This window comes from Woronichinia naegeliana WA131 (assembly GCA_025370055.1).
Lineage (GTDB): Bacteria > Cyanobacteriota > Cyanobacteriia > Cyanobacteriales > Microcystaceae > Woronichinia > Woronichinia naegeliana.
In genome coordinates this window covers 3127299-3153255 of sequence record CP073041.1, presented here as the reverse complement: position 1 = coordinate 3153255, position 25957 = coordinate 3127299, and the positions used below count along the sequence as shown (strand labels likewise).

Annotated in this window: 17 protein-coding genes and 4 pseudogenes; 12 read left to right on the top strand and 9 right to left on the bottom strand. The window is 41.7% G+C overall.

The window, feature by feature from the left end; genetic code table 11:
- Positions 1-3: 3 nt before the first annotated feature.
- On the top strand, positions 4-1179 hold the full coding sequence (locus tag KA717_15980; protein ID UXE63907.1) for an IS4 family transposase: 1176 nt from the start codon (positions 4-6) through the stop codon (positions 1177-1179).
- Between the two features lie 249 nt (positions 1180-1428).
- On the opposite strand, the gene KA717_15975 is transcribed toward KA717_15980, so the two are convergent.
- Together KA717_15975 and KA717_15970 are read right to left on the bottom strand one after the other, a co-directional pair.
- A complete protein-coding gene (locus KA717_15975) occupies positions 1429-1557 on the bottom strand; it encodes an IS1-like element transposase (GenBank protein ID UXE63906.1) in 129 nt (42 codons plus the stop codon).
- Between the two features lie 365 nt (positions 1558-1922).
- Complete coding sequence (locus KA717_15970; GenBank protein UXE63905.1) at positions 1923-2639, bottom strand: hypothetical protein; 717 nt, start codon at positions 2637-2639, stop codon at positions 1923-1925.
- Between the two features lie 154 nt (positions 2640-2793).
- Here KA717_15970 and KA717_15965 point away from each other — a divergent pair, with 154 nt between their 5' ends.
- Positions 2794-3786: a LysR family transcriptional regulator gene (locus KA717_15965; protein ID UXE63904.1), complete on the top strand. Its 993-nt coding sequence runs from the start codon at positions 2794-2796 to the stop codon at positions 3784-3786.
- A gap of 26 nt (positions 3787-3812) precedes the next feature.
- Here KA717_15965 and KA717_15960 read toward each other — a convergent pair whose 3' ends face one another.
- Entirely contained in the window at positions 3813-5081 is a 1269-nt protein-coding gene (locus KA717_15960; GenBank protein UXE63903.1) for a glycosyltransferase family 4 protein, read from the bottom strand.
- Between the two features lie 487 nt (positions 5082-5568).
- Between KA717_15960 and KA717_15955 the strand changes: the two genes are divergently transcribed.
- The 4 genes from KA717_15955 to KA717_15940 all read left to right on the top strand — a co-directional run bounded on the left by KA717_15955 (position 5569) and on the right by KA717_15940 (position 9856).
- Positions 5569-6084: a hypothetical protein gene (locus KA717_15955; GenBank protein ID UXE63902.1), complete on the top strand. Its 516-nt coding sequence runs from the start codon at positions 5569-5571 to the stop codon at positions 6082-6084.
- A gap of 106 nt (positions 6085-6190) precedes the next feature.
- The gene (locus KA717_15950; GenBank protein UXE63901.1) at positions 6191-7078 is read left to right on the top strand and encodes a hypothetical protein; all 888 of its coding nucleotides are present in this window, start codon (positions 6191-6193) and stop codon (positions 7076-7078) included.
- Between the two features lie 320 nt (positions 7079-7398).
- Positions 7399-7977: a DUF2808 domain-containing protein gene (locus KA717_15945; GenBank protein ID UXE63900.1), complete on the top strand. Its 579-nt coding sequence runs from the start codon at positions 7399-7401 to the stop codon at positions 7975-7977.
- A 175-nt stretch (positions 7978-8152) separates the two neighbouring features.
- The gene (locus KA717_15940) at positions 8153-9856 is read left to right on the top strand and encodes a phospholipid carrier-dependent glycosyltransferase (protein UXE63899.1); all 1704 of its coding nucleotides are present in this window, start codon (positions 8153-8155) and stop codon (positions 9854-9856) included.
- On the opposite strand, the gene clcA is transcribed toward KA717_15940, so the two are convergent.
- Positions 9798-11243 carry a H(+)/Cl(-) exchange transporter ClcA gene (gene clcA / locus KA717_15935; GenBank protein UXE63898.1) on the bottom strand — a complete coding sequence of 482 codons (1446 nt, stop codon included), beginning with the start codon at positions 11241-11243 and terminating at the stop codon, positions 9798-9800. The two genes, KA717_15940 and clcA, sit on opposite strands and share 59 nt — an antisense overlap.
- 215 nt (positions 11244-11458) lie before the next feature.
- Between clcA and ftsH3 the strand changes: the two genes are divergently transcribed.
- The 3 genes from ftsH3 (at position 11459) to KA717_15920 (ending at position 15365) form a co-directional block, all read left to right on the top strand.
- Complete coding sequence (gene ftsH3, locus KA717_15930; protein ID UXE63897.1) at positions 11459-13309, top strand: ATP-dependent zinc metalloprotease FtsH3; 1851 nt, start codon at positions 11459-11461, stop codon at positions 13307-13309.
- Between the two features lie 158 nt (positions 13310-13467).
- Positions 13468-13896, top strand: a complete 429-nt coding sequence (locus KA717_15925; GenBank protein UXE63896.1) for a hypothetical protein — start codon at positions 13468-13470, stop codon at positions 13894-13896.
- A 341-nt stretch (positions 13897-14237) separates the two neighbouring features.
- Complete coding sequence (locus tag KA717_15920) at positions 14238-15365, top strand: ISAs1 family transposase (protein UXE63895.1); 1128 nt, start codon at positions 14238-14240, stop codon at positions 15363-15365.
- Between the two features lie 344 nt (positions 15366-15709).
- Here KA717_15920 and KA717_15915 read toward each other — a convergent pair.
- Both KA717_15915 and KA717_15910 read right to left on the bottom strand, forming a co-directional pair.
- Positions 15710-17047, bottom strand: a pseudogene (locus tag KA717_15915) (IS5 family transposase).
- Between the two features lie 102 nt (positions 17048-17149).
- Positions 17150-18103 (bottom strand): annotated as a pseudogene (locus KA717_15910) (transposase).
- Positions 18104-18305: 202 nt separating this feature from the next.
- On the opposite strand from KA717_15910, the gene KA717_15905 reads away from it, so the two are divergent.
- Complete coding sequence (locus tag KA717_15905; protein UXE64682.1) at positions 18306-18959, top strand: IS1 family transposase; 654 nt, start codon at positions 18306-18308, stop codon at positions 18957-18959.
- An 839-nt stretch (positions 18960-19798) separates the two neighbouring features.
- On the opposite strand, the pseudogene KA717_15900 reads toward KA717_15905, so the two are convergent.
- From KA717_15900 to gatA, 3 genes and pseudogenes are all read right to left on the bottom strand, one after another.
- Positions 19799-20326: pseudogene (locus KA717_15900) on the bottom strand (transposase).
- 103 nt (positions 20327-20429) lie between these two features.
- Positions 20430-21285: pseudogene (locus tag KA717_15895) on the bottom strand (IS5 family transposase).
- A gap of 388 nt (positions 21286-21673) precedes the next feature.
- Complete coding sequence (gene gatA, locus KA717_15890; GenBank protein UXE63894.1) at positions 21674-23119, bottom strand: Asp-tRNA(Asn)/Glu-tRNA(Gln) amidotransferase subunit GatA; 1446 nt, start codon at positions 23117-23119, stop codon at positions 21674-21676.
- 122 nt (positions 23120-23241) lie between these two features.
- On the opposite strand from gatA, the gene KA717_15885 reads away from it, so the two are divergent.
- On the top strand, positions 23242-23628 hold the full coding sequence (locus tag KA717_15885) for a hypothetical protein (protein ID UXE63893.1): 387 nt from the start codon (positions 23242-23244) through the stop codon (positions 23626-23628).
- 13 nt (positions 23629-23641) lie between these two features.
- Positions 23642-25615: an SUMF1/EgtB/PvdO family nonheme iron enzyme gene (locus KA717_15880; GenBank protein UXE63892.1), complete on the top strand. Its 1974-nt coding sequence runs from the start codon at positions 23642-23644 to the stop codon at positions 25613-25615.
- The last annotated feature ends 342 nt before the right edge of the window (positions 25616-25957 follow it).

Genomic DNA, 25957 nt, shown 5'->3' with positions numbered 1-25957 from the left:
GAAATGACAACTGCCGCCGTAGAAGAATATAAGATAATGCTATCAGTCGGAGATACGACCTTCTTAGATTATCGCAATATCAAGGAAAAAAGGGAAGGGTATGGGCCGACTGGAAAAGGAGGGAATGGATTAATACTGCATAGTGCTTTAGCAATTGAGCCAGAAAAAGGACAAGTATTAGGTTTATTATGGCAAAAACTGTGGAATAGGGAGGTAAAAGAAAAGCCCCCAACAGATGAAACGGCGAAGCAGAAAAAAGAAAGACAGAAAGAACAAAGAAAAGCAGCTCGTCAAAGACCATTTGAGGAAAAAGAATCCTACAAATGGGTAGAGGCTCTAAACACCTGTGAGAAACAGGTAGAAAGTTCAACGAGGGTAATTCATGTATTTGACAGAGAAGGAGATGTTTCAGAAGTCTTTGACTCAGTGCGTCAACTCAAGCATACAGGAGTGCTGGTCAGAGCGTCTCATAATCGTAGTTTAGACAAAAATAGTGAACGACTTTGGCAACATTTGGAATCAGAACCGATTCGTTTTCATCAAGAAATCGAGATTCCGAGTACAGGAAAAAGAAAAGCACGGAAGGTTAAGCTTGCCGTCCGATTTTGCTCAGTTAATCTACGAACTCCCTATCGTTTTGATAATCGTGACCCGTTGAATGTCTATGCTGTTTATGCGACAGAAATCGATTGTCCCGAAGGCGAAACTCCTTTATCTTGGATGCTTCTGACTACAGAAGTTGTTGAGACTATTGAGATGGCTGTCACTATTCTTCGTTGGTACACCTACCGATGGCGGGTTGAAGAATTTCATAAAGTCCTTAAGTCTGGTTGTCAGAGTGAGCGTTATCGACTTGCCTCTGATGGAATGAAAACTCTTTTGGGTTTTTTAAGTGTCATTGCTGTTGAACTTTTACACGTTACTTATCTTCATCGTACCCAGCCCGATGCTCTCGCGATTGAAATTCTTAATCCTCTTCAACTTCAGGTGTTAAAAGCAGCCGCCTCTCAAAAACTTCCCCCTATTTTGACTGTTGCTTGGGCTGTCGAGTCTGTTGCTTTTCTTGGTGGTTATCTTGAACATCGTCGTAAAACTCCTCTCGGTATCCAAGTCCTTTGGCGCGGTTGGTTGAAGTTGCATGACCTTTGCCAAGGCTGGCAGCTTGCAATCCGCACTTAACGGGAAAAGTCAGGAAGTATAACAACTCTTTTAGCCTTAGAAATGCTTCGTCTTTGTGACCAGACAAAACATAAGCTAATATCTCACCTGTCTTATGATCAATAGCGTGCCATAACCATCTTTACTCTTTTTTGCTCTTCACAAAACCCCACATTTCGTCGAGTTTTGCTTCCACGTCATTCCATTGGCAGAGCGTTACAATACTCTGACTGGGTTCCAGTTCTGCTAGTTTTTTTTCGTTGACGAATACTAAACTAGACTCTTTTTTTTTAGTTCACTAATCACTGTTGATGGACTAATCCTCAGCACACGGGCTGTATCCCTTATGCCACTACCATTCATTGCCATTTCGGCAATCTTTTCCTTTACTTCTGGCAAATAACCTTTATAAGTATAGTTTAAGATAAATGTGCAACGCTTACATTCTGTATTACGACATCTGTAACGCTTTTTCCCCTCCCCAGAGGGGCCGTGTTTCACAATATCCGTACTTTGACAACTTGGGCAAACAATTGCTTTGAATAGCATGGCACACCAATTTTAAGATTTACATTTATTTATTATTACTCTTTTCCACAGGTTTAGAACACGACCGGCAGTCTGACAGTGAAAAGTGAACAAAAGCAAGGCAGTACTTTTACAATAAAATTAGCAATTTAACGTAATCAATTAGGCTTTGTGTGTCACCAAAGTCTGCGATCGCGGAGTCGTTGCTTTTATGTTCTCATTTAGATTATACAAAATCACCAATAAGCCTTGGCAGTCATTTGCATCAGCCAGGGATGTCCCCACCAAAGTAGAAAAATAAAAGCGGTTACTCCTAGATAGGCCGGTTTGAGAAATTCTTGCCAGACAAAAGTTTGACGGCCTTCTAAAATGGCTTGAAAGGGAATAATAGAAGTTCTGGCCTTTACTGCTAGAAAAGCCTCTCCATACCGTTGTTGCCAACGCCGATCGCCGTGCCAGACGGCAAAACCATGATGGGCAATTAAACCCAGGGAAGTCAGCAAGGTAAAACTCGTTCCCAACCAAAGGCTATGGGCTAAACACCAGATTACTTGACCGACCATTTGGGGATGACGACAAATACGAATGATTCCCGTTTCGTAGAGATGAATTTCGGGTTTTTGAATAGCAGCAATTTCCAACAGATTAAAAGTGGCAGGATAGAGAAAGAAAAAGGAAAGGGCCGACAGTCCCCAAACCAAAGGTTTAACACCAGCGAGGGTTTGTAATTGCCAAAATCTCACCCCATCGTAGCGATGATTGAAAAAATAAATCACCAGAATTCCAGCTAAGGGCAAACTCACCAAGGCGAAGAGAACACGATAAGCTCTGGCCCCAATTTGACTTTCTCCCCAGGGACGCAGGGCCGCCAAACCACTATGGGCGATCGCAAAAAGTCCTAAAAGTCCTAACATGATGCCATGACTGGGCGTAAACCAAGGGAGATCCAACATAATAAAGCCGTGATTTGAGAAGTAGCAAGAATTGAAACCATCTTGATCTCTGATCCTAAGGGAATTTGATCCCCTGATTATGCTAATGTTCAGTTTCAATAGGGATAGACACCGTTTTCTCCCTTCAATCTTTTTACTCCTCCTCACTGAACCTATGCCAGACATTCCGTTCACTTTGGATCAATTGCGTATTCTCAAAGCGATCGCTGCTGAAGGAAGTTTTAAACGCGCTGCCGACACCCTCTACGTTTCCCAACCAGCCGTTAGCTTACAGGTGCAAAACCTCGAAAAACAGTTAAGTGTTCCTCTTTTTGATCGCGGTGGACGCAAAGCCCAGTTAACGGAAGCGGGCTATCTATTGCTCAACTATGGCGAAAAAATTATTACCCTCTGTCAAGAAACCTGTCGGGCGATCGAAGATTTACAAAACCTCCAGGGCGGAACCTTAATTGTTGGAGCTTCCCAAACCACCGGAACCTATTTATTACCCCGTATGATTGGGCTGTTTCGTCAAAAATACCCCGATGTGGCGGTGCAACTCCAGGTTCACTCTACCCGACGAACTTCCTGGGGCGTTAGCAATGGCCAAGTCGATTTAGCCATTATCGGCGGCGAAGTTCCTTCCGACCTACAGGACACCCTCCAGATTATTCCCTACGCCGAGGACGAATTGGCTTTAATTTTGCCGACTTTTCATCCCCTAGCCAAGGTGGAAACGATTCAAAAGGACGATCTCTATAAACTCAAATTTATTAGCCTTGATTCCCAATCGACCATTCGCAAAGTCATTGATAAGGTTTTGAGTCAGGGAGGTATAGACACGAAACGCCTACGGGTAGAAATGGAACTCAACTCCATTGAGGCCATTAAAAATGCTGTGCAAGCAGGATTAGGAGCAGCCTTTGTTTCCACCACGGCGATTGAAAAAGAACTGGCAATGAATGTACTGCATATTGCTCCCATTCGGGAAGTGGAAGTCCGACGCACCCTTTATGTGATCTTGAATCCCAACCGCTACCGTTCTAAAGCCGCCGAAGCTTTTATTAAGGAAATTTTGCCGCCCTTTTCGACTTATCCTGAAGCCCTAGAACAGCAAAATCTTCCTGATCGCGTTTATCCCCTAGCCAACGCTGAGATCGCTCCCTAAGCTAGTAGACTTGCATTGATGAAATCTCAATTTCTGAGAACCAGTTTTTTCTGCACAGCCTGAGCTGGTTTGGCGATCGCTTCTGTCAATAGCTCTTCATAACGATCTAGGGCCAAATCAAAACGGTAATAGTTTTCAGCATAGCGGCGGCCAGCTTGAGCTAATTGCGCCATCTGAGCAGGACTATAGTATAAAGCCAGAATCGCATTGGCTAACGCCTGGGGATCTTCGGGCGGAACAACCACACCCCCACCACTGCCATTAACTGCCTTGGCCGCAGTACCATCAGCCGGGACAGAAGCGACAATAGGACGTTGACTCGATAAAAGCACCTGAATTTTGGAAGGCATATTGAAACTAATGACATTTTCCTTTTGGAGAACAGTGACAATATCGGCTGCGGCTAACATTTCCGGTAATTGCTGACGAGGTTGAAAGGGACGAAAAAGAACATTATGAATGCGACGACGTTGGCAGTAGCGAGATAAACGTTCGGTAGCTTCTTCTTCGCCCACGATCACAAATTGAATATCGGTTTGGGACTGAAGGAGTCCAGCCGCTTCAATTAAGGTTTCTAGGGGTTGAGTTAAACCAATATTGCCAGAGTACAAGACAACAAATTTATCCTCTAGACTGTTCTCACGACGGAAATAATTCGATGGTTGGAATAGCGGTTTAATAAAATGGGTATCGACCCAATTGGGAATTTCTCGAATCTTTGCGGATTTAACCCCTTTTTTGAGCAAATTATCGACAAAACCGTCGGCAATAACGGCAATTTTATGGGCATGGCGATAGGCTAAAGATTCTAGCTTTTCAAAGAGTCGGATCATTTTAGGATTACGGATCAAGCCCACATGGACAGCCGCATCGGGCAGAATATCCTGAACATTTAAGATCATGGGTGCGCCATATAGCCGGCTAAGCAGAATGGCTGGAACACAAACCGGTAAACCAGGAATGGTCAGAAAAATCGCATCTGGCCGCCAGCCCCGCAAGGCTTGGAAAAAACTTAAACCGGCAAAACTGAGCTCAAATAAAGCTCGATTGCGAAAAGTCCGTTCTTTTTTGGCCCAAACATAACAACGCTGAATCAATACTCCATTTCGTTCTTCGGTGGCAAACAAACGATTGCGATATTCTGGTGCAATTTCACTGGCCGGATACCAAGGCATCGCCGTTACTACTCTTACCTCATGACCGCGTTTGACCAGTCCTTCTGCTAACTCAGTCATTAAAGGCGCAATGCCAATCGGTTCGGGGTAGTAATTGTAGGAATAAAGTAAGACTCGCATAGATTATGTTTGGAATCGGTGAGTTTAAAAATTTTGTAAGCTGTGTTTGAGCAAGACTCATTTTTAGAAATGATTTTACTGGCTAATTATGGTTTCATCAACAGCTTGGAGTCCCTAAACTCGGAGGAAAAGGACGGATAAATCTTTCGGGTTTACCGAAAAATTATGAAGCGGTGTATTCACCAGAAAATTATAAAGACAGTGTAAAGGGGATCCTCGGTGAAGTCAACAAACCAAGGTCATAAATTATGGATAATTCACAACCGCTTCCTTCTACTATCGTTATTTAGCGATAAAAGAGGCGGGTTAAATATAGTAAAAAATATTTAATCCCTAAAAATGTCAAATTTAGTGAGGTTTGGGATGTTCGATTGCCGCTTATTGAACTGAGCAAGACAATTCAGGATTGATGAAAAGTATAATAGCAGACAGGAATGGTATATTCCACCCTGAATAAATCACAAAGTTGTGAGGGAAGATTTTGGTCATGATTAAACGTTTGCAAAAAATTGTCACCTTTGGGTTAATCCCTGTTTTACTGATTTTAGCGATCGCGGCCTGTTCTCCCAAACCGCCTTCCCGCTTTGATCAAGCTCAACAAACGAGTACTCAACGAGGAGCCACTGCTGTTGTTAAGGAATCAGCCAAGGGGAGCGATTTCAACCAATTTTTCCCAAAATCGGGGGATGGCTATGAGCGGGTTTATACCCAGGAGAAAAAAGGTTTTGCTGAGGCCAAGCTCAAAAAAGATGGTCAGGACTTAGCTGTGATGGCGATTTCCGATATTCGCAATACACCAACCGCCGCCAACAAGTTCCAAAACAGTACGACTCAAATTGGAGGCTTTCCAGCCGTTAAACAGGGTTCAACCGGAACGGCAGTGTTAGTCGCGGATCGTTATCAAGTCAAAGTTCTATCACGAAATCCGTCTTTTACAGCCAGCGATCGCCAGGTCTGGTTAGAAAAATTTGACTTACAGGGTTTGGCCAAATTAAAGTCCTGAGTACGTAGAGTCTAGTTGCTTTTGCATCAAAAAGCTACTTTAGCAACCATTTAGTTAACATTGAGTGACATTCAGAAACCCTCATTAAAATTTAGGAGATATCCCAGTGAGTAAATCTATTTTTGAACTAGTTGATCAATTACCTAAAGATAATTTAACTGTTAAATCTTTACAGGCCTTGGATTTTGTCATTCCTGGTCAGTGGACAAATTTGGTCGGTTTTGAAAATACGATCCGTACAATTACGGGGGAAACCGATGAAGACCTGATTCAGCAAATCGGCGATCGCGCGGTTTATCTCTTTAACGATAAATCCCAGGGTTATCAAACAGCACTATGGCTCTACCAAACCATTGATAGTGCGGGAAGTGCTCTCGGTACGGCGGCCTTAGCCAACAAGATTAGCGAAAATGTCGGTTTTTTATCTTTTTTAGGCAAGGTTACTCCTAAAGCGGACAAGGCTCAGACCATTGATTTATCGCTAAAAGTGATTGTGGAATTATTAGCTTTCTGTCAAATTAATGGCATTCCAGGCAATAGTATTGGCGACTTTCTGGGGGCGTTAGGAGACTACGGAGGCGAATCTCTGATGCGGATGGCTGCTCTCGTTTGTTTTGACGGTTTACTGCCCCTTGGCCCCGATTTTATTCTCTATGTCGGCGATCGCCTGGGTCAATTAACCCAGTCAGATTTAAAGGAAAATCAGGCCTTTAATCAAATCAGCAAGTTTATTCCTGGTGGCAATCCTGCCGGTCAATTGGCATTTATTGGCGAAAGTTTTCAGTCAGTTTCTGGTTGGATGACTAGTTTTGTCGGCGATCGCGGTTTAACTCCCCAAACCATTGCTCATCATCTATCCCAATTTGTGGAAATTGCCGATGATAAATTAGATTACGTGGCCGCTTTTCTCGATATGTCCACAAACTACTATGAGCATACGGGCATTCAAACCCTTGCCCACCGCTTGATTGAACGGGCCGTGGCTGAGATTTAAGGCTCTTCTTTTGCATAGGACTAAGCTGTTTGTCATCTAAAACCCATACAGGCAAGGGGCTTAAGCCCCTTGTTATAAAACTTGTAGAATAAGTCACTATGAAATCTAAACGCACAACAACTTAACGGAAGAATCACTTATATTTTCATCGAACAGATTCACGACAGTTTGAATAAGTAGCTGGTTGCAATTAAATATAAAACGTGGGATGGGCATCCTGCCCGTCCACAGGCTAGAAGCCTGTTCCACTATCTAACAATTAATTAAGCTCACTTACTTAGTCGGGGAATTTTTAAAAATTTATACCGTCAAGAAAATTTATGCTCAAAAAATTCCAAACCCTGGGTTTGCTCCCTTTACTGCTAACCACTAGTCTGGGGGTTACGTTAAGTCCTGCAATCATCTACCCCGTTCAGAGTCAGGATTTTCCCTATCCACCCAACAGTACTTTCTTTACCGGCAAACCGCCTAGTTTTCAAGGAGCTAGGGTTTTTTATAATTCCATTTACGCGCCCGATGTTCCCTATTACTTTACCTTTTATCTTCCTGAGCAATCGATTCAATCCATTGGCAAAGTGACTATTCAACAGAATACGAGTCCCTATACTCTGGATTTTAGATTTTCCCAAACCCAAGCCTTTTTAGGAACCCCCGATCAGAAGCAAACACTTCTCAAGCTGAAAACAGTCAGCCAAGATCCAGAAACGGGGGCGATCGCCGTTGAATTTGAGACACCAGTACCGCCTGGTAGCACTTTTTCTGTGGGATTAGAGGCGGTGCAAAACCCCTCTATTGGTGGAACTTATGGATTTACTGTTCGGGCCTTTCCGGCTGGCCCCCAGGCGATCGGGATGAATTTGGGCGTTGGTCAGATTCAAATTTATGATTTCCGTCCCTAATAGCTTAATTAAGCCAAAGCAATCGTAAGATAATTCAGGATTGGGTCAATTAAACGCTGCCCCTTCTTTGACTGTAGATTTGACAGATTTGACCATGATAGAGCCATCGGCTGATTTAACTGTAAAATTCTCCCTTAATCGGCTCTTAAAAGGTCAAAAGACCTGGCTATTATTAATGTGTTGGATCGGGTTGGGGTGTTTATTACGATTGGATCATTTAACGGTAAAACCGCTCTGGACAGATGAATTTGCCACCTTAGTTTTTAGTTTAGGCAATCAGTTTGATCAAGTTCCCCTCGGCCAAATAATTACTCCTGAAGTTCTCTTAAGACCACTCCAGCCTAATCCTCAAACAGGAATAGGAGATGTCGTTAATTTACTACTTGATAAAGATAATCATCCGCCTCTCTATTTTGCGATCGCCCATCTGTGGTTATCCTGGTTTCCTCCGACCGGAAATTATCTCAATCTTTGGGCCAGTCGCGCTTTACCAGCCTTGTTTAGCGTGTTAGCCATTCCCCTTTGCTACAGTTTAGGAACTTGGTTAGGGCGATCGCGGCGATCAGGCCATTTAGCGGCCTTAATGATGGCCGTTTCTCCCTACAGCATTTTTTTATCCCAGGAAGCTCGTCACTATACCTTTGCCGTTATCTGGGTATTATTATCCCTCGGTTATTTTGTCAAAAGTGCCAGATATTTATCTCAAAATCAACGTTTATCTCTTTCCTTCATCAGCAGTTGGATTGTCATTAATGGCATCGGTTTATCTGTTCATTTTTTCTGTGGATTAGCCTTTGTCGCTGAATTTATGGCCCTAGGCTGGTTATGCTGGCAAAAACGAAAATCTTTAAAATCTTTCTATCCTTGGTTGAGATTAGTCTGGGTCATTTTAGGAACCGTAACTACTGCGTTAACTTGGATTATGATCATTCATCAACGTGGTTATGGCAATGGTATGACCCAATGGATTCATCAAGATAACAGTCATTTAATCGGCATTATTAGTCCACCGTTTCAACTATTAGCCGCTTGGATAACTATGCTGTGTCTATTGCCTATAGAGTCAGCCAATTTAGGTATCGCCATTCTATCGGGTTTGGGAATGTTTCTCTTCTTACTTTGGTTTGTCCCTTTGGCAAAATGGAGTTTAACCAAAGCTTGGCATTCGGAGAGCTTCGGCCTTGAAACCCAAATGCTAATCATCTGTTTTTTGAGCTTAGTACTGCTCTATTTAGGCATTACTTACTTTGGCGGTATGGATATCACTCGTGGCGCGAGATATAGTTTTCCCTATTTACCAATTATGGTTTTAATCTTGACCATCAGTTTAACCGTTTGTTGGCAGGAAAAGAGAGCAGAATTGGATTTAAAGATGTTATTGAGTCAATCGCCTAAACATTGGCTTTATCTGAGTCGAAATAATGGCCAAATCATTATTTTAGGGGTTGCCTTGATGGGCATCATGAGTTGCTTGAGTATTACCCATAACTTAGGCTATCGCAAATACTATAGTCCTGAACAGTTTTTAGGTATTATTCAGCAAAAATCCCAGGTTCCGAGTCTGATCGTTACGACCCATCAAAGTCTGGTTCAAACGGGAGAAATGATGAGCATTGCTTGGGAAATGGTCAAATCCCCCACAAATAATACGAATTCTTTTCTCTTGATTCCCCAAAACCAGGAAAATAGCCCTGAAGCAACCCAAAAATTGCAACAGGTTTCGCAAACATTATCAAGTCCGACGGATATTTGGGCGGTGAATTTTCGTGCGCCTATTGTTTTACCAAATTGTTCCCTAGATCCTGAAAATTTTCCCTATATTAATGGCTACGGTTTTCAGTTATATCATTGTCATGATGACCGTTCTCTTCATCCTTAATTTCTACGGTTGGCTTTAATTTTGCTTGTTTGGCAATAATTCTTTGTAACAACACAGTATAAATGGGTTGGCCGCCTAATACTTGAGCCACCATGCTAGAGATTAAACAGGTAATCAGTAACGGTAAAATGACAAAATAATTATCGGTCATTTCAATGGTTAATAGGATAGAAGTTAAGGGTGCTCTCACGGTTGCTGAGACTAAGGCCCCCATGCCCGCTAATGCCATGACCCCTGGTTCAGGAACCTGACTGGGAAAAAAATGATGAATTTCCTTGGCAAAACCGAGACTCGCAATGGTGGCGATCGCTAACATCGGTGCAAAAATACCGCCGATCGCCCCGGATCCATAACAAAATAAGGTCAGAAAAAAACGAAGAATAAAAACAAAAATTAAGATCACACTAGGAATTTCATTATTAAAGGCCCACATAATGGCAGCTTCGCCGGTTCCCGTGATCGGAATAGAAAACAAAGACAACAGGCCAATGGTTCCCCCCACCCATAAACCAGTTGCTCGATAGGGAAAACTAGGCAGACCACTAAACCAATCTAAAGCACGAAAGAGATAGTGGTTAAATAAATAGCCTAAAATTCCAAAAAAGATACCTAATAAAACAAAAATCCAGAGGGTTTCTAGAGGCACTCGTACATATTTGGTCAAACTAATTACAGATCCCTGACCTCGCAAAGATCGCTCCACAATGGTGGCAAAGGTGCAGGCGATCGCAATGGCGCGATAGGCCACATCCCAATTGAGAAAAGTCGGCTTAACTTCCTCGGTAATAAAAACGATACCGGCCAAAGGCGCGTTAAAGGCCGCGGTTAATCCGGCGGCGGCTCCCGATGCGATCAGAACTCGGACTTGCTCTTGATTGGCTCGAAACCATTGACCCACCATTAGACCGATACTACCGCCAATCTGAATCGTCGGGCCTTCAAAACCGCCAACCATGCCCGCTCCCAGGGATAGCAATCCACCAAAAAACTTGATCGGCAAAACCCGTTGCCAATTGAAGAGCATGATTCCTTCTAAACGGCCTTCTATTTGGGGAATGCCACTGCCTCCCGTATCAGGCGAGAATTTCCTCATTAACCAGAAACTCAGCGTTACCATACCAGCCGAAATCAGACAGGGAATTGTCCAATAGAGCCAGGGCCGATCCGACAGCGATCGCGCTAGGAGTTCCCGTTGATTCAGGATTTGATGTACCCAGATCTGAAAAAAAGTACCAATCAAACCTGTGATTATGCCGACCATCGCAGCCCATCCCAAGAGAGCCACATCTAAGGTTTGGGTTAAGGTTTGGGTTAAGGTTTGGGTGACGGTTTGCAATCCTTGGGGAACTTGACGATAAAGGGTTTTCCACTGCTTGGGATTGATCATGAATATTTAGGAAGAGACGATTTGAGTCTAGGTAAAACTTTTGTGCTTCTTATTGTTGGCTACACTGGAGGAATGCTTAACAAATTTCCTCGTCTCTAGTCAATTGTTTCTGAGAAAGGTTAACATAAGTTAACAAGAATATCATTTGCCTTACCCTGGGTTAACCAGATTTCTCTGCCATCATCCTATTTTTCTGTCTTTAGGAGACCTATAGCGTGAACAAAAATAATAAAAAATGGCGTAATGCTGGTCTGTATGCACTATTGCTGATAGTGGTTTTGGCCCTAGCATCTGCCTTTTTAGATAGACAACCGCAAAGCCGTGAGGTTTTAAGTTATAGCGATTTTATACATCGAGTTGAAAGTAACCAAGTTGATCGGGTCAATTTAAGTGCGGATCGCACCCAGGCCCAGGTTCCTAACCCCAGTGGTGGACAGCCTTTTCTGGTCAATCTTCCCAATGATCCGGATCTCATCAATATTCTCACCAAACATAATGTGGATATTGCGGTGCAACCCCAGAGCGATGATAGTTTTTGGTTAAGGGTCGCCAGCAGTCTTTTCCTGCCCATTTTGCTTTTGGTAGGTCTCTTTTTCCTCTTGCGTCGTGCTCAGAGTGGGCCCGGTTCCCAAGCCATGAATTTTGGTAAGTCGAAAGCCAGAGTGCAGATGGAACCCCAAACCCAAGTAACTTTTGGCGATGTGGCTGGTATTGAACAGGCCAAATTAGAATTGACCGAAGTTGTCGATTTCCTGAAAAATGCGGATCGGTTTACGGCGATCGGAGCCAAAATTCCTAAAGGGGTATTATTAGTGGGCCCACCAGGAACGGGTAAAACCTTATTAGCCAAAGCGGTTGCCGGCGAGGCCGGTGTGCCTTTCTTCTCCATTTCTGGTTCAGAATTTGTGGAAATGTTTGTCGGGGTTGGTGCATCTCGTGTTCGTGATCTCTTTGAACAAGCGAAAGCTAGTGCGCCCTGTATCGTCTTCATTGATGAAATTGATGCCGTTGGTCGTCAACGGGGAGCCGGTCTAGGGGGTGGTAACGATGAGCGGGAACAAACCTTGAACCAGTTACTCACGGAAATGGATGGTTTTGAAGGGAATACAGGCATTATCATTGTGGCGGCAACGAACCGTCCTGATGTTTTAGATGCAGCCCTGCTTCGTCCAGGCCGTTTTGATCGCCAAGTCGTGGTAGATCGTCCTGATTATGCCGGTCGTAAGGAAATTCTTAATGTTCACTCTCGCGGTAAAACCCTCTCCAAGGATGTGGACTTAGATAAGATTGCCCGTCGTACTCCTGGCTTTACTGGAGCCGATTTATCTAACCTACTCAATGAAGCGGCTATCCTAGCGGCCCGTCGTAATCTGACCGAAATCTCAATGGATGAAGTCAATGATGCGATTGACCGCGTTTTGGCAGGGCCAGAGAAGAAAAATCGGGTGATGAGTGAAAAACGCAAAACCTTAGTTGCCTACCATGAAGCGGGTCATGCCCTTGTGGGGGCTTTAATGCCCGACTATGATCCGGTGCAAAAAATCAGTATTATTCCTCGTGGTCGTGCCGGTGGTTTAACCTGGTTTACCCCTAGTGAAGATCGCATGGAGTCTGGTCTCTATTCCCGTTCCTATCTGCAAAACCAAATGGCCGTTGCCCTGGGGGGTCGAGTCGCTGAAGAAATCATCTTTGGGGAAGAGGAAGTCACCACTGGAGCTTCTAACGATCTGCAACAGGTAGCGCGGGTTGCTCGCCAAATGATTACTCGTTTTGGGATGAGTGACAAGTTGGGGCCAGTGGCCTTGGGACGACAGGGGGGAGGCGTTTTTCTGGGACGAGATATTGCCTCAGATCGTGATTTTTCCAACCGAACGGCGGCGGCGATCGATCAAGAAGTCAGTGCCTTAGTGGATCAAGCTTATCAACGGGCCAAGGATGTTTTAGTTAGCAATCGTATCGTGCTCGACAAAATAGCAGAAATGTTAGTTGAAAAGGAAACGGTTGATGCAGAAGAGTTGCAGAATATTCTGACTCATAATGATGTAAGAATGGCTGCTTTGGCTTAATTTTCATCTACTTTCATTGTGCATTCAGGGGGCCTTGTGGCCTCCTTTTTTCTAGGGATTTGGGTCATCGATTTATTGGAGCCAGTATTTGGTCGGTAGTGTTCTGAATCTGTGGATAAGACCAATTGCAATTCGTGCGCTGACAACGTTCTAGAAAAGTGCTCCACAGGTCTAAAACATTACCCGGTCAGGTTCTCTTTCACAACGATTGGATTACCGACCTTTTTCCCCAAGCCGATAACATTGTTGAGTTAGTCAGTGTCGCTCGCTCTCGTTGGAAAACCGAAAATGAGAACCATAATACTCTTAAGACTCAGGGCTACCATCTAGAACACAATTTTGGACATGGTGACCACCATCTTGCTACCTTTTTGCTCACCTTAAATTTACTGGCTTTCTTGTTTCACACCGTTTTACAGCTTTTAGATGAGTCCTACCAACGTATCCGACTACTTTTAGGGACTCGAAGATGCTTTTTTTCCCATTTACGTACTCTTACTACCTATTTTGTCTTTGATAGCTGGCAACACCTTCTTGATTTTATGCTTGAGCCATTTGACTCTCTGCCCGCCACTAATTCCTCCTGATTTTTCAAATTTAGAATTGCTGACTATCAGAACAGCAATTCTAAATTTGCCCTGTAGCAAGGGTTTCAGGTTTTAGTTCGCGTAATACGGGGTAAAATTCAACGGGATTAACAAGTTCATTTTACGAGTCTTCAGGCTTTCAGGCATGGTAGTACACATAGAATTGCCCCAAAAACCCCCTTTGAAATGTTCTTTAAATCCCTAAAAGGCTTGCTGTATCTAAAACTGAGAATTGCTGCTATCAGAACAGGGCGAACGCATCTAAAAATGATACAGATACAAGAACATTATAGAGGGATGGATAAGGGAAAATAAGGGAAAGTGCATAGAAAACAAAAGCGATGAAACTCCGACCCAAATATAGACTGGTAGAACACTTTGCCGAAATAGATGACCCTCGCATCGAACGAACAAAACGGCATAAACTCATTGATATTCTAACGATTGCCATCTTAGCCGTTATTTGTGGAGCAGAAGGTTGGGTAGCCATGGAAAGTTTCGGCAAGGCTAAACATCAATGGCTAAAAAAAATTTTGGAATTGCCAAATGGCATCCCCTCCCACGATACGTTTGCGCGTGTATTTGCTAGTCTGAATCCAGAGCAATTTCAAGACTGTTTTCTGCATTGGGTCAAAAGTATAGCGGAGGTAAGTGAAGGGGAAGTGATAGCGATTGACGGCAAAACCCTTCGCCACTCCTATGATAATGCCAACGGAAAGGGCGCAATTCAGATGGTAAGTGCATGGGCAACAGCAAATCGTCTAGTACTAGGACAGTGCAAGGTGGAAAGCAAATCGAATGAAATCACGGCGATACCCAAACTCCTGAAAATGCTAGAGGTCAAAGGTTGTATCGTAACGATTGATGCCATGGGAACTCAGACAAAGATTGCCCAACAGATAGTAGGGCGAGGGGGAGATTATGTTTTGGCATTGAAAGGCAATCAAGGTAATCTATGTGAGGATGTTGAACAATTATTTGCTCATGCTCAATCGGTTAATTTTGCGGGAATTAAGCATGATTTTCATCAAACAATAGACAAGGGACATGGACGGATTGAAATTCGCCGTTGCTGGACGATGGAACAAACAGAATTTTTGCTGGGTGGGGAGAAATGGGCAAAGTTGACGAGCATCTGTATGATTAAAGCGGAGAGACGATTGAAAGACAAAACAGAGTATGAGACCCGCTACTATATCAGTAGCCTGCCGAGTAATGCTCAAAAATTATCCCAATCTGTTCGTAGTCATTGGTTGATAGAAAACTCTTTACATTGGGTTCTAGACTTGGCCTTCAACGAGGATGCTTGTCGCATTCGTAAGGATTTTGCTCCTGAGAATTTAGCCGTCTTACGCCATATCGCTCTTAACTTGCTCACAAAGGAAAATACTCTGAAACTTGGTATCAAGAATAAACGGCTACGCGCTGGTTGGGACGAGGACTATCTCCTTAAGGTTTTACTCGGATAAGATGCGTTTGCCCTGGCTATCAGAACTTACGCATTGACAGGATTTCCATAATGTGTGTTTGAGCTTCAGACTATTCCTTCCCAGTTATTGAGGTCAAGGCAGTTAGACTCTAAATTAGGGCTTGCTGAAAAAGTCAAAAAACGAAAGAAATGTGGGTTAGGGAAGTATGGACTGAAAAAGCATAGATAACTTATCCTTATGGAAACAAATCAAAATACAGATTTTGTTTAATCTATTGTTCCTTTCTGTCTAAAAAGGTCAACACAAATCACTCCTCACAAAAGAGAGGAAAATTAACACCATTTTTCACAAGAAAAACGACTCTACAACTTTTTACTTTTTGTCTTCTGAAGTAGAGTAGAAAGATTCATTACCAAAAAGTTCATCGCAATTACCGTTTCCGAGGTCTCAGGTAGTTTGGCCATCACTCGACCAAGACTAAATTTCCTCTTTCCCTGTCCGAATTTACCCTCAATGGCATTACGCACTCTTTCATCTGAGCGTGCCTCTTTCTTTTTTTCTTTGCTCACCTCTTTCGGCGGTCTTCCCAATCGGGGACCACTCATTCTTATATCCCTTTCTTTACAATAAGCTCGATTCGCTTTTGTTCGATAGATTTTATCCACATGAACCGATTCCGGATAACATCCTGTTTCCCTTTTATATTCTTCTATTCGCGCTTGTAAATCTCCCGATTCGTTGTAATTATCCCAACTTAATTTGTCTAAGAAGACAAAGCCATTCACATTACTTGCCGATATTTTAGCTCCAAACTCTACTGCTTTTCCCGCTTTTCCACGCACTATTGGACGCACGTGAGGTTGGCTTACACTCACAATTCTGTTTTCTACTTTATTTGTCTTTTTTTCATACATTTCTAACTGTTGCTCATACACTTTTCCTATCGTTACAAGCTCTTCTTGCTCTTTTTTCGTTAGTTTTTCTAACTTTGCTCCCTCTTCTATCATTTTTTCTATATGAGACAAGTTTCTTTTTATATATCCTAGTTGTTTTTTTGTTCCTTTTCTTCTTTCTTTTTTTGACACACGACGTTTTTTTGCTATGGCTAAGTACTCTTTTCTTGCCACTTCCCTATAAGTCCTCGGCTTTTCTTTCCTTTTCTCTTTTATTTCTTCATACAGCTTATCTATTATTTTTTCTGTTTTTTCTCTGGCATCATTCAATATTCCTATATCCGTTGGATATTTTATATCTGCTGGTGTACAAGTCGCATCTAACAATAACTTTCCTTCATTTTCTTTTTTTTCTGACGCTACACCCGTCGCTTTTTTTTCTATTTCTTTATTAATTTTATTTATTAATTCCATTCCTATTTTTTTACGAAAATGAACCATCATTGACGCATTAAATGCTTCTTTGCTACTATAGCTTTCCATTCCTATAAAGTACTGTAAATAAGGGTTCTCTTTTATTTGTTCTACTGTTTCTCTGTCACTTTTTCCTGAAATTTCTTTGATAATTAATGCTCCTAATGCCATTCTAAATGATTTGGCTGGGGCTCCTTTTTTTTCTGTGAAGTTTTTTGCATATTCTTCCTCATATTCTTCCCAGGGAATCATTTTTGACATTTCTATCCAACGATTTTCTTCGTCTAACTGCCCGCCGAACAGATTTTTCAAGTTTTCTGGTGTTTCAATTGAGTACTGTTGCTTTCGGTACATCTGCTTTCTCTCTTCTTAATGCAATGGTTTTGAGGCATTATACCCTATTTTCGTGCATTCTAGCGGTTCTTAATTCGCCTACTATTTTTCTCCGTAAAGGTTTCAGCTTTTTTCAGCAAGCCCTAAATTATTAACAATAAAAGAGCGGATGACCTCAGTAAATAAATTTCTCTGCAAGGAATACCAATTGATAATTTGCCCTTTAAATCGGAGGCATTCTAACTGAACAAAGCAGCGAATGGCACAAAAGATATGAGTCCTTATCGCCCGACTTTCTCTCACTTGAAACCTCTCAATATTACACACTTGTTTTAAGGCGCGATGATACTCCTCAATTCCCCAATGTTGGTCATGAATTTTCTGGAATTCTCTCCAGGTGATTGAGTCCAGTTTATCTAAATTGGGGACGAACATCACGTAGTAACGAATTTCGTTTTTGAGAACCGTTCTAAATACCTTGACTCGTCCCACTTGTTTGAGATAAACAATTAAGCCATCTTGAGGAATATCTAAAGTTTGAACTTGAACATATTTAGTTTCTAGTTCAACCGAGACTAAACGATTTGCTTCCATAGCGAACAATCCCTGAAAGCCCTTGTCTTTAATGGTATTCAGGTTGTTTTTCGAAGCATACCAACTATCTCCTGTGGCTGTCTCTGCCTTCAGTCCCCAAGCTTTTACTTCTGCCAACATCTCTAAGAAATATTCATGTTTTGTCTTTCCCTCCTGTTTATTAACTATTCGATAATTGACAGGAACTGACAATCCCTGCCCGTCGGTCTAATATAGGGTAACCACGTTTATACCCTTGACTACCTTTTTGTGTTTACCTGAGTAAAAGTAATCGATTAACTCAGCCTTGGCTTGGTCACTCTAAGGCCTGTCAATTACCGTGTCATCTACACTGAGTGTTCCGCCTTCTAGTTCAATTTGCGGAGCCACTTCATCAAATAAATCCTTGGGTGTATAGTCCTCTCGCCACAAGAACCGATTGATACTGTCATGAGATAAATTGCCGGTAGTGATTCGATAGTAGTGGTGGTCTAAATAGCTTATATGGCAGGGATGATGTAGAATATCAACTAATATAAATTTTTCTCAAATCTATCCCCTAAATCAACGTTTTTATGACTAACATTTTTGCGCTATTATTTTTTGTCTTAAATCAATTGACAGTAGAACAGCAATTGGCAGAGAAATATTGTCCCTCAAGACTAATTTTAAACAGCCTTGCCCAAGTTGTGGCTCTTATCACACTATTAAGAATGGTTCCGCCCATAATGGTAAGCCCAAAAATCTATGTAAAGACTGTGGTCGCCAGTTTGCTATTAACTCTAGTCAGAAGAGAGTTTCAGAACAGACAAAACAATTAATTGATAGGCTCCTACTAGAGCGAATTTCTCTACGGGGAATTGAAAGAGTCACAGGAGTAAGTTGGTCATGGTTACAGAATTATGTTAATGATAAATTTGCTGCGGTACCTCGTCAGATAAGCGTTTCAGAAAAAGCGCGAGGAAAATTGACTATCGAATGTGATGAGCTTTGGTCATTTGTTTTCTCCAAAGAAAATAAGTTTTATGTCTGGTTAGCTATAGACAGAACAACAAGAGACATTGTTGGTTGTTATATTGGGGACAGAAGCCGTGCATCAGCCAAAAAACTTTGGGCAAGTTTGCCTGCTGTTTACCGACAATGTGCCGTTGCTTACACGGATTTTTGGGTATCTTCTGAGAAAGTTATTCCCAGTAAACGTCATCGAGCAGTCGGTAAAGAGACGGGACAAACTAATCATGTTGAAAGATTAAATAATACCTTTCGACAAAGAATCTCTCGACTGGTGCGAAAAAGCCTCTCTTTTTCCAAAAATGTGGAAAATCATATTGGGGCCAGCAATTCCAAATTCAAAACTTGATAGCTCTGAAAACCTTACACCAAGAGGACTTTACAATTCTTGACAATTTGGTGAATCGCTGAAACGACGCAAAATCGTTCTGAATTTATTTTTGCTGGTTCTGGTATGGACTGAAAAAGCACAGATAACTTATCCTTATAGAAAGAAGTCAAAATACAGATTTTGTTTAATCTATTGTCCCTTTATTATCAGCAATTCCAAATTCAAACGGTAACATAAGATACAGACGTTATCTCGCTTTTATGGGGTCAAGAGAGATTTCGCTGATTTCTGACGTTTTTTGTACTTCCTCCTCGAATCTTAGCCTCTTGGAGAGTCAGCAACCTGCAAACAAACTTGATCAATCACTAAATAGAGCATTACGCTGATTCCACATATTGAAACAAAACCCCTTGACCGTAAGCACTTCAAGACTTTTGTATCTTGGACTACATTCTGAATTTGGAATTGCTGCTTTATTATCCTAAACACGCTAGTCCAAAACTATGCACTTTCAGTGCAAGGCTTTAGCTGCTACACATTTCTGAGGTTAGATATGGCTCGAATTAGAATTTTAGATAAAATGAAGCTGAAGTTGTTCAGTAAGTTATACTTCACACGGCTATAATTTAAGCCTTTATCGTACTCCCCATTATTATAGTTACGAACAATGTAAGTTATGACCATGCAAAGTATAATAACGAAGCTAAAATATGGGACTTTCAGTCCCCATCAAACCTATGCACTTTCAGTGCATAGTGGTTTAGTTCTAAAAAGGTCAGCAAAAGTCACTCCTCACAAAAGAGAAGAAAATTAACACCATTTTTCAGAAGAAAAACGACTCTACAACTTTTTACTTTTTACTTTTTACTTTTTGCTTCCTTCTTTGTCTTCTGAAGTAGCCTAGAAAGATTCATTACCAAAAAGTTCATTGCAATCACAGTTTCCGAGGTCTCAGGAAGTTTAGCCATCACTCGACCAAGACTAAATCTTCGCTTTCCCTGTCCGAATTTACCCTCAATGGCATTACGCACTCTTTCCTCTGAGCGTGCCTCTTGCTTTTTTTCTTTGCTCACCTCTTTCGGCGGTCTTCCCAATGGGGAACCACTCATTCTTATACCCCTTTCTTTACAATAAGCTCGATTCGCTTTTGTTCGATAGATTTTATCCACATGAACCGATTCCGGATAACATCCTGTTTCCCTTTTATATTCTTCTATTCGCGCTTGTAAATCTCCCGATTCGTTGTAATTATCCCAACTTAATTTGTCTAAGAAAACAAAGCCATTCACATTACTTGCCGATATTTTAGCTCCAAACTCTACTGCTTTTCCCGCTTTTCCACGCACTATTAGACGGATATGAGGTTGCGTTACACTCACAATTCTATTTTCGGCGTTGCTGACTTGAGGTATGAATCTCTAAAGATGCAATTTTTAAAACATTGACTCACACTGGTTTCTAGATGTATGCAAAATTCTATTTCATACCCTGATTAAGCAACGCCCTATTTTCTACTGTATTCGTCTTATTCTCATACATTTCTAGTTGTTGTTCATACACTTTTTCTATGGTTATAATCATTTCCTTCTCCTTTTTTGTTAGTTTTTCCAATTTTGCTCCCTCATCTAACATTTTTTTTACATACAATAAGTTTCTTTTAATATATTGTAGCTGTTTTTTAATCCCTTTTCTTTTTTCTTTTTTTGACGGACGACGTTTTTTCGCTACCGTTAGGTAGTCTTTTCTCCCTTTTTCTCTATAGGTTATCGGCTTTTCTTTCTTTTTTTCTTTTATTTCTTTTACAACTTATCTATTATTTTTTCTGTTTTTTCTCTGGCTTCATTCAATATCCCTATATCCGTTGGATATTTTATATCGGCTGGTGTACAAGTCGCATCTAACAATAACTTACCTTCATTTTCTTCTTTTTTTTTTCTACTCCCTCAACCTTCTTTACCATTTCTTTATTGATTTTATTTGTTAATTCCATCCCTATTCTTTTACGAAAATTAACCATCGTTGATGCTTCAAACGGCTTCTCGCTACTGTAGCTCTCTATTCCGATAAAGTATTGTAAATACGGATTTTCTTTTATTTGCTCTACTGTTTCTCTATCACTTATTCCTAACCTTTCTTTAATGATTAATGCCCCTAATGCTATTCTAAATGACTTCGCTGGTGCTCCTTTTTCTTCTTTGAAATTTTTAGCATATTCTCCTTCAAATTCCTCCCATGGAATCATTTTTGACATTTTTATCCAACGATTTTCTTCGTCCAATTTCCCCTCAAACAGGTTTTTGAAGTTTTCCAGTGTTTTTTCTGTGTACTGTTCTTCGCGATACATACTGTTGAGGGGAGGGATGCAAGGTTTCCGACTCATTCTAGCTTATTTTCCTGCATCTTTGACGTTGTTTTTATGGCTATACTCTTTTCTCTATAAGGGTTTTAGCCTTTTTCGGTAAGTCCTAGATAAGGTTAAACATAAAACCCAAAACTTGTGTGTACACGGCAGCTTTTCAAGGGGGGGGCTAGGGGGGATTCTATAATTTGTGTGTACACAGTAGCCAATCTTGGGGGGCTGGGGGGGCAAAACGAGGTTGGCAGGTAGATGTGTGTAAGCAGTAGCTTTTTAAGGGGGATTGAGGGGGATCAACTAATTTCTTAAAGACAAGCAATTTAAACCTTTGGTTAACATCCTCTGTTAATATCCCTCAAAAGTATCATTGTGACTGCTACAAAGTCGGTTTTTGAAGGTGCCAGCTTGTGGCCTGTTCATAGGCATAACTGACATGAAATAAAATATCTTCTCGTAAAACATTGCCAATCAATTGCATTCCAATCGGTAAATTCTGGCTATCAAAACCACAGGGAATACTAATCGAAGGCAGACCCGCTAAATTGACAGGAATAGTCATTAAATCCGAGAGATACATACTGAGAGGATCGGCTGTTTTTTCACCGGCTTTAAAGGCAGTAGTAGGAGAAGTGGGACAAACTAAAACATCCACCTGGGCAAAAGCGTGATCAAAATCTTCCTTAATCAAGGTTCTGACCTTTTGAGCCTTCAGATAATAGGCATCGTAATAACCGGCTGATAGGGCATAAGTTCCTAACATAATGCGACGCTTAACCTCCGTACCAAAGCCGTTGGCCCTGGTTTGGGTGTACATTTCCAGTAAATTATTAGCTTTTTCTCGAATACCATATTTCACCGCATCGTAACGGGCTAAATTGGCTGAAGCTTCCGAGGGGGCGATGATGTAGTAAACCGGCAAACCGTAGCGAAAACGAGGACAGGAAATTTCTTGTACTGTGGCCCCTAGAGATTTTAAAGTCGCGATCGCCGTTTGTACTGTTTCAGCCACTTCCCCCTCTAGACCTTCCCCAAAGGTTTCCGTAATCACCCCAACTTTGACCCCCTTTAAATCGGTTTTAAGGGATTGGCAATAATCAGGAATCGGCACATTTAAACTGGTTGAATCCTTGGCATCATAACCGGCGATCGCCTGGAGCAAAATAGCTGCATCCTCTACTGTGCGACCAAAGGGGCCAATTTGATCCAGAGAAGAGGCATAGGCCACCAGACCAAAACGGGACACTAAACCATAGGTCGGTTTTAAACCCACCACACCGCAGAGAGAAGCCGGTTGACGAATCGAGCCGCCGGTATCTGACCCTAGAGCAACCACACATTCTTCCGCCGCCACTGCTGCTGCAGAGCCTCCAGAGGAACCGCCTGGAACTCGTTCCAAATCCCAGGGATTAGCCGTCACCTGATAGCCTGAATTTTCGGTAGAACTGCCCATCGCAAATTCATCCAGATTAGTTTTGCCAACGATCACGGCTCCCAAATCCTGAAGCTTTTGGGTCACAGTGGATTCATAGGGCGGAACAAAACCTTCTAAGATACGGGAACCACAGGTGGTGGGAATGCCCCGCGTTGACATATTATCCTTTACCGCCACTGGAATTCCCTCTAGTAGGGCGATCGCTTTCCCCGCCGCAATTTTGGCATCCACTTGTTTGGCTTTGGCCAGAGCCTGTTCCGCCGTTACACACAGAAAACTTTTCAGTTGGGGTTCAAGGGCCTCAATCCGTTGCAAGGTTGCAGTCGCAATTTCAACAGCAGAACGTTCTTGGCTAATCAGTTGTTGATGAAGGGCACGGATAGAGGACATAGGGGTGCTGAACCTGTAAAAAAATATCAGTCTGGATTGACCCTTGATTAGTTTAGCCAAAAACGTCGCACTCCTACGCCTTGGGGTAAAATTTGAGGTGAACTATTGAGGCTATTTTGGCGATGACGACTGACGCGACTGTTAAATTAACCATTAGTTTGATAGACCCCGAACTCGATGCCGAGGAACTGGATGAAGAGACTCAGCAGTTGTGGATTGAATTGAACCAACTAGAAGAGGTGGAAAAAGTGGAGCGGGTGGCTGATCCAAATCCGCCGGAGGGCAGTAAAGCTATCGTTAGTTCTCTGGTAGGACTGTTAAAAGCAGAGGTTAGCATTTCCAATGGATTGAAATTAATCCGATTTTTAGGCAATTGCTTTAAGGGTAGATCGACGATAGAAATCTCAGGGGAAGTTAAGGGCAAAAAATTCAAAATCAAGGTCGGTAGTTCAGAAGAATTGCCTGTTGCTCTTGAAGCTTATGAAAAAATAATGAATATGATGAATTGATAGGCTAATTGAAGTGGCGAAAGTAGCATTATTAATTGGAGTTAGTGAATATCCACCTGGTTTAAATCCTTTACCTGCGGCGGTTAAGGATATTGAAGCTCTGGGAACGGTTTTAGAAGATCCCGAACTCGGTAATTTTGATTCTGTGGAAATTTTGGCCAATCCTGACTGTCAGGAAATGCAATTTGCGATTGAAACCTTATTAGAAAACCGTACCAAAGAAGACTTAGTTTTATTATTTTTTTCAGGTCATGGCATCAAAGATCATGATTACAACAAACTGCATTTTGCCACGCGCATTACCCGCAAAAATAACCAGGGTCGTTTGATTGTTTCGACGGCGGTTTCTGCTCATTTTGTCCATGATTTGATCAATAGTCCTAGCAATCGTCAACTTAAACGTTTAGTGATTATTCTCGACTGTTGTTTTAGTGGAGCTTTCGATCCTGCTTTGTCTGCTAAAGATGGTGGCTCCATTGATTTACAATCTGAATTAGGAGGCGAGGGACGCATTGTTTTGACCGCTTCTAATTCTATTCAGAATGCTTTTGAACAAAAAGGGGCAGATTTATCGGTTTATACTCGTTATTTAGTGCAAGGGATTGAAACGGGTTTAGGGGATCTCGATGAAGATGGCTGGGTATCCGTATCCGAATTACACGATTATGCGGCGCGTCAAGTACAACAAGCGGCTCCCAGTATGACTCCCCAAATAATCACGCTTAGGGGAAATATTACTAAAAATTTTGATATTAAATTAGCAAAAGCAAAGTTAACTGATCCTAAACAAAAATTTCGTGAAAAAGTAACTAAATCTGTTGTAAACGGTCAAATTTTACCCGCTGCTAAACGGACTCTAGAAGCCTATCGAAAACAGTTTGGTCTAACACCAGAAGAAGCGCATGAAATTATTGCCGACATTTTGCGCCCTTTTCAGGAATATCGGGATAATTTACAACAATATCGAGAAGCTTTCCTAGAGTCCTGTGAACATCAATATCCTCTGATTGAAAGTGAATTAGCCAGTTTACGAGATTTACAGCGAATTTTAGCTCTGCGTGATGAGGATATTGAACCAATCCAGCAAGAAATAGAAGCTCTATTTGCTAATAAATCTCTGAAAAAAGTTGAAATTCAGACCATCACAATTACAGGAATTAAAAATGGAAAAGCGATTATCCAAAGTCAAACCAAGCAGATAGAACTCTTTACTGAAGATTTGGGCAATAATATTTTATTAGAAATGATCAAAATTCCCGCAGGTCAATTCTGGATGGGACAAACCGAACTTGAAAAACAAGAATTAATTCGTCAATTAGGAGAAGAAGGATATCAAAAATTGCTTGCAAGAGAACTTCCCCGTCACCAAGTAAGTCTTCAATCTTTTTTTCTGGCAAAATATCCCATTACCCAAGCTCAATATCAACAAATTATGGGAGATAATCCTTCTAAGTTCAAAGATTTTGAGGATTCTTTTAACCTTCCTGTGGAAAATGTTAGTTGGGAAATGGTTAGGGAATTTTGTCAAAAGCTCTCTGAAAAAACAGGAAAAAATTACAGTTTACCCAGCGAAGCCCAATGGGAATATGCCTGTCGAGCAGGAACGGAAACGCCCTTTTCTTTGGGGGAAACAATTACGACTGATTATGTCAATTATGATGGCAATTATTCTTACGGAGACGAACCGAAAGGAGAATCTCGTCGGAAAACAACTCCCGTAAATAAATTTTTTCCTAATGCTTTTGGATTGTATGATATGCACGGAAATGTGTGGGAATGGTGCGAAGATGGTTGGCATAAAAACTATGAAAATGCGCCAAGGGATGGAAGTAGCTGGAATGATAATCATTCTCAAGGTAGTACTAGAGTTATACGCGGCGGTTCTTGGTACGGTAATCCTCGGTATTGTCGTTCTGCGTATCGCAACAACAGCGTTAATCACGGCGGTTACCACGGTTTTCGAGTTGTTTCCCCCCAGGATTTCTAGCTCTTTGCCCTTTTTCCCTCTTGCCCTTTGCCAACCTAATGCCGCCTTTTGGCGGATCGATTTTCTTCCGTAGGGACATAACACTGTTATGTCCTCAACCCCAAATCAACAACAGAAAAATCAATAAAAATTCAAATAAATCAGGACATAATATCAGGAAATATGAGGATTAGGACATAATGGTATTATGTCCCTACAAAAAATGATTTAATAATGGTATTATGTTCCCATAGATAATATGAAGATTAGGACATAATGGTATTATGTCCCTACAAAAAATGATTTAATAATGTATTATGTCCCCACAGGCAATATGAAGATTAGGACATAATGGTATTATGT

What these genes read in the sequence shown, in the direction of transcription:
- KA717_15980 (UXE63907.1), top strand. Translation starts at nt 4, where the DNA reads ATGACAACTGCCGCCGTAGAAGAATATAAGATAATGCTATCAGTCGGA.
- KA717_15970 (UXE63905.1), bottom strand. Translation starts at nt 2,639, where the DNA reads ATGTTGGATCTCCCTTGGTTTACGCCCAGTCATGGCATCATGTTAGGA.
- KA717_15965 (UXE63904.1), top strand. Translation starts at nt 2,794, where the DNA reads ATGCCAGACATTCCGTTCACTTTGGATCAATTGCGTATTCTCAAAGCG.
- KA717_15960 (UXE63903.1), bottom strand. Translation starts at nt 5,081, where the DNA reads ATGCGAGTCTTACTTTATTCCTACAATTACTACCCCGAACCGATTGGC.
- KA717_15955 (UXE63902.1), top strand. Translation starts at nt 5,569, where the DNA reads ATGATTAAACGTTTGCAAAAAATTGTCACCTTTGGGTTAATCCCTGTT.
- KA717_15945 (UXE63900.1), top strand. Translation starts at nt 7,399, where the DNA reads ATGCTCAAAAAATTCCAAACCCTGGGTTTGCTCCCTTTACTGCTAACC.
- KA717_15940 (UXE63899.1), top strand. Translation starts at nt 8,153, where the DNA reads ATGTGTTGGATCGGGTTGGGGTGTTTATTACGATTGGATCATTTAACG.
- clcA (UXE63898.1), bottom strand. Translation starts at nt 11,243, where the DNA reads ATGATCAATCCCAAGCAGTGGAAAACCCTTTATCGTCAAGTTCCCCAA.
- KA717_15920 (UXE63895.1), top strand. Translation starts at nt 14,238, where the DNA reads ATGAAACTCCGACCCAAATATAGACTGGTAGAACACTTTGCCGAAATA.
- gatA (UXE63894.1), bottom strand. Translation starts at nt 23,119, where the DNA reads ATGTCCTCTATCCGTGCCCTTCATCAACAACTGATTAGCCAAGAACGT.
- KA717_15885 (UXE63893.1), top strand. Translation starts at nt 23,242, where the DNA reads ATGACGACTGACGCGACTGTTAAATTAACCATTAGTTTGATAGACCCC.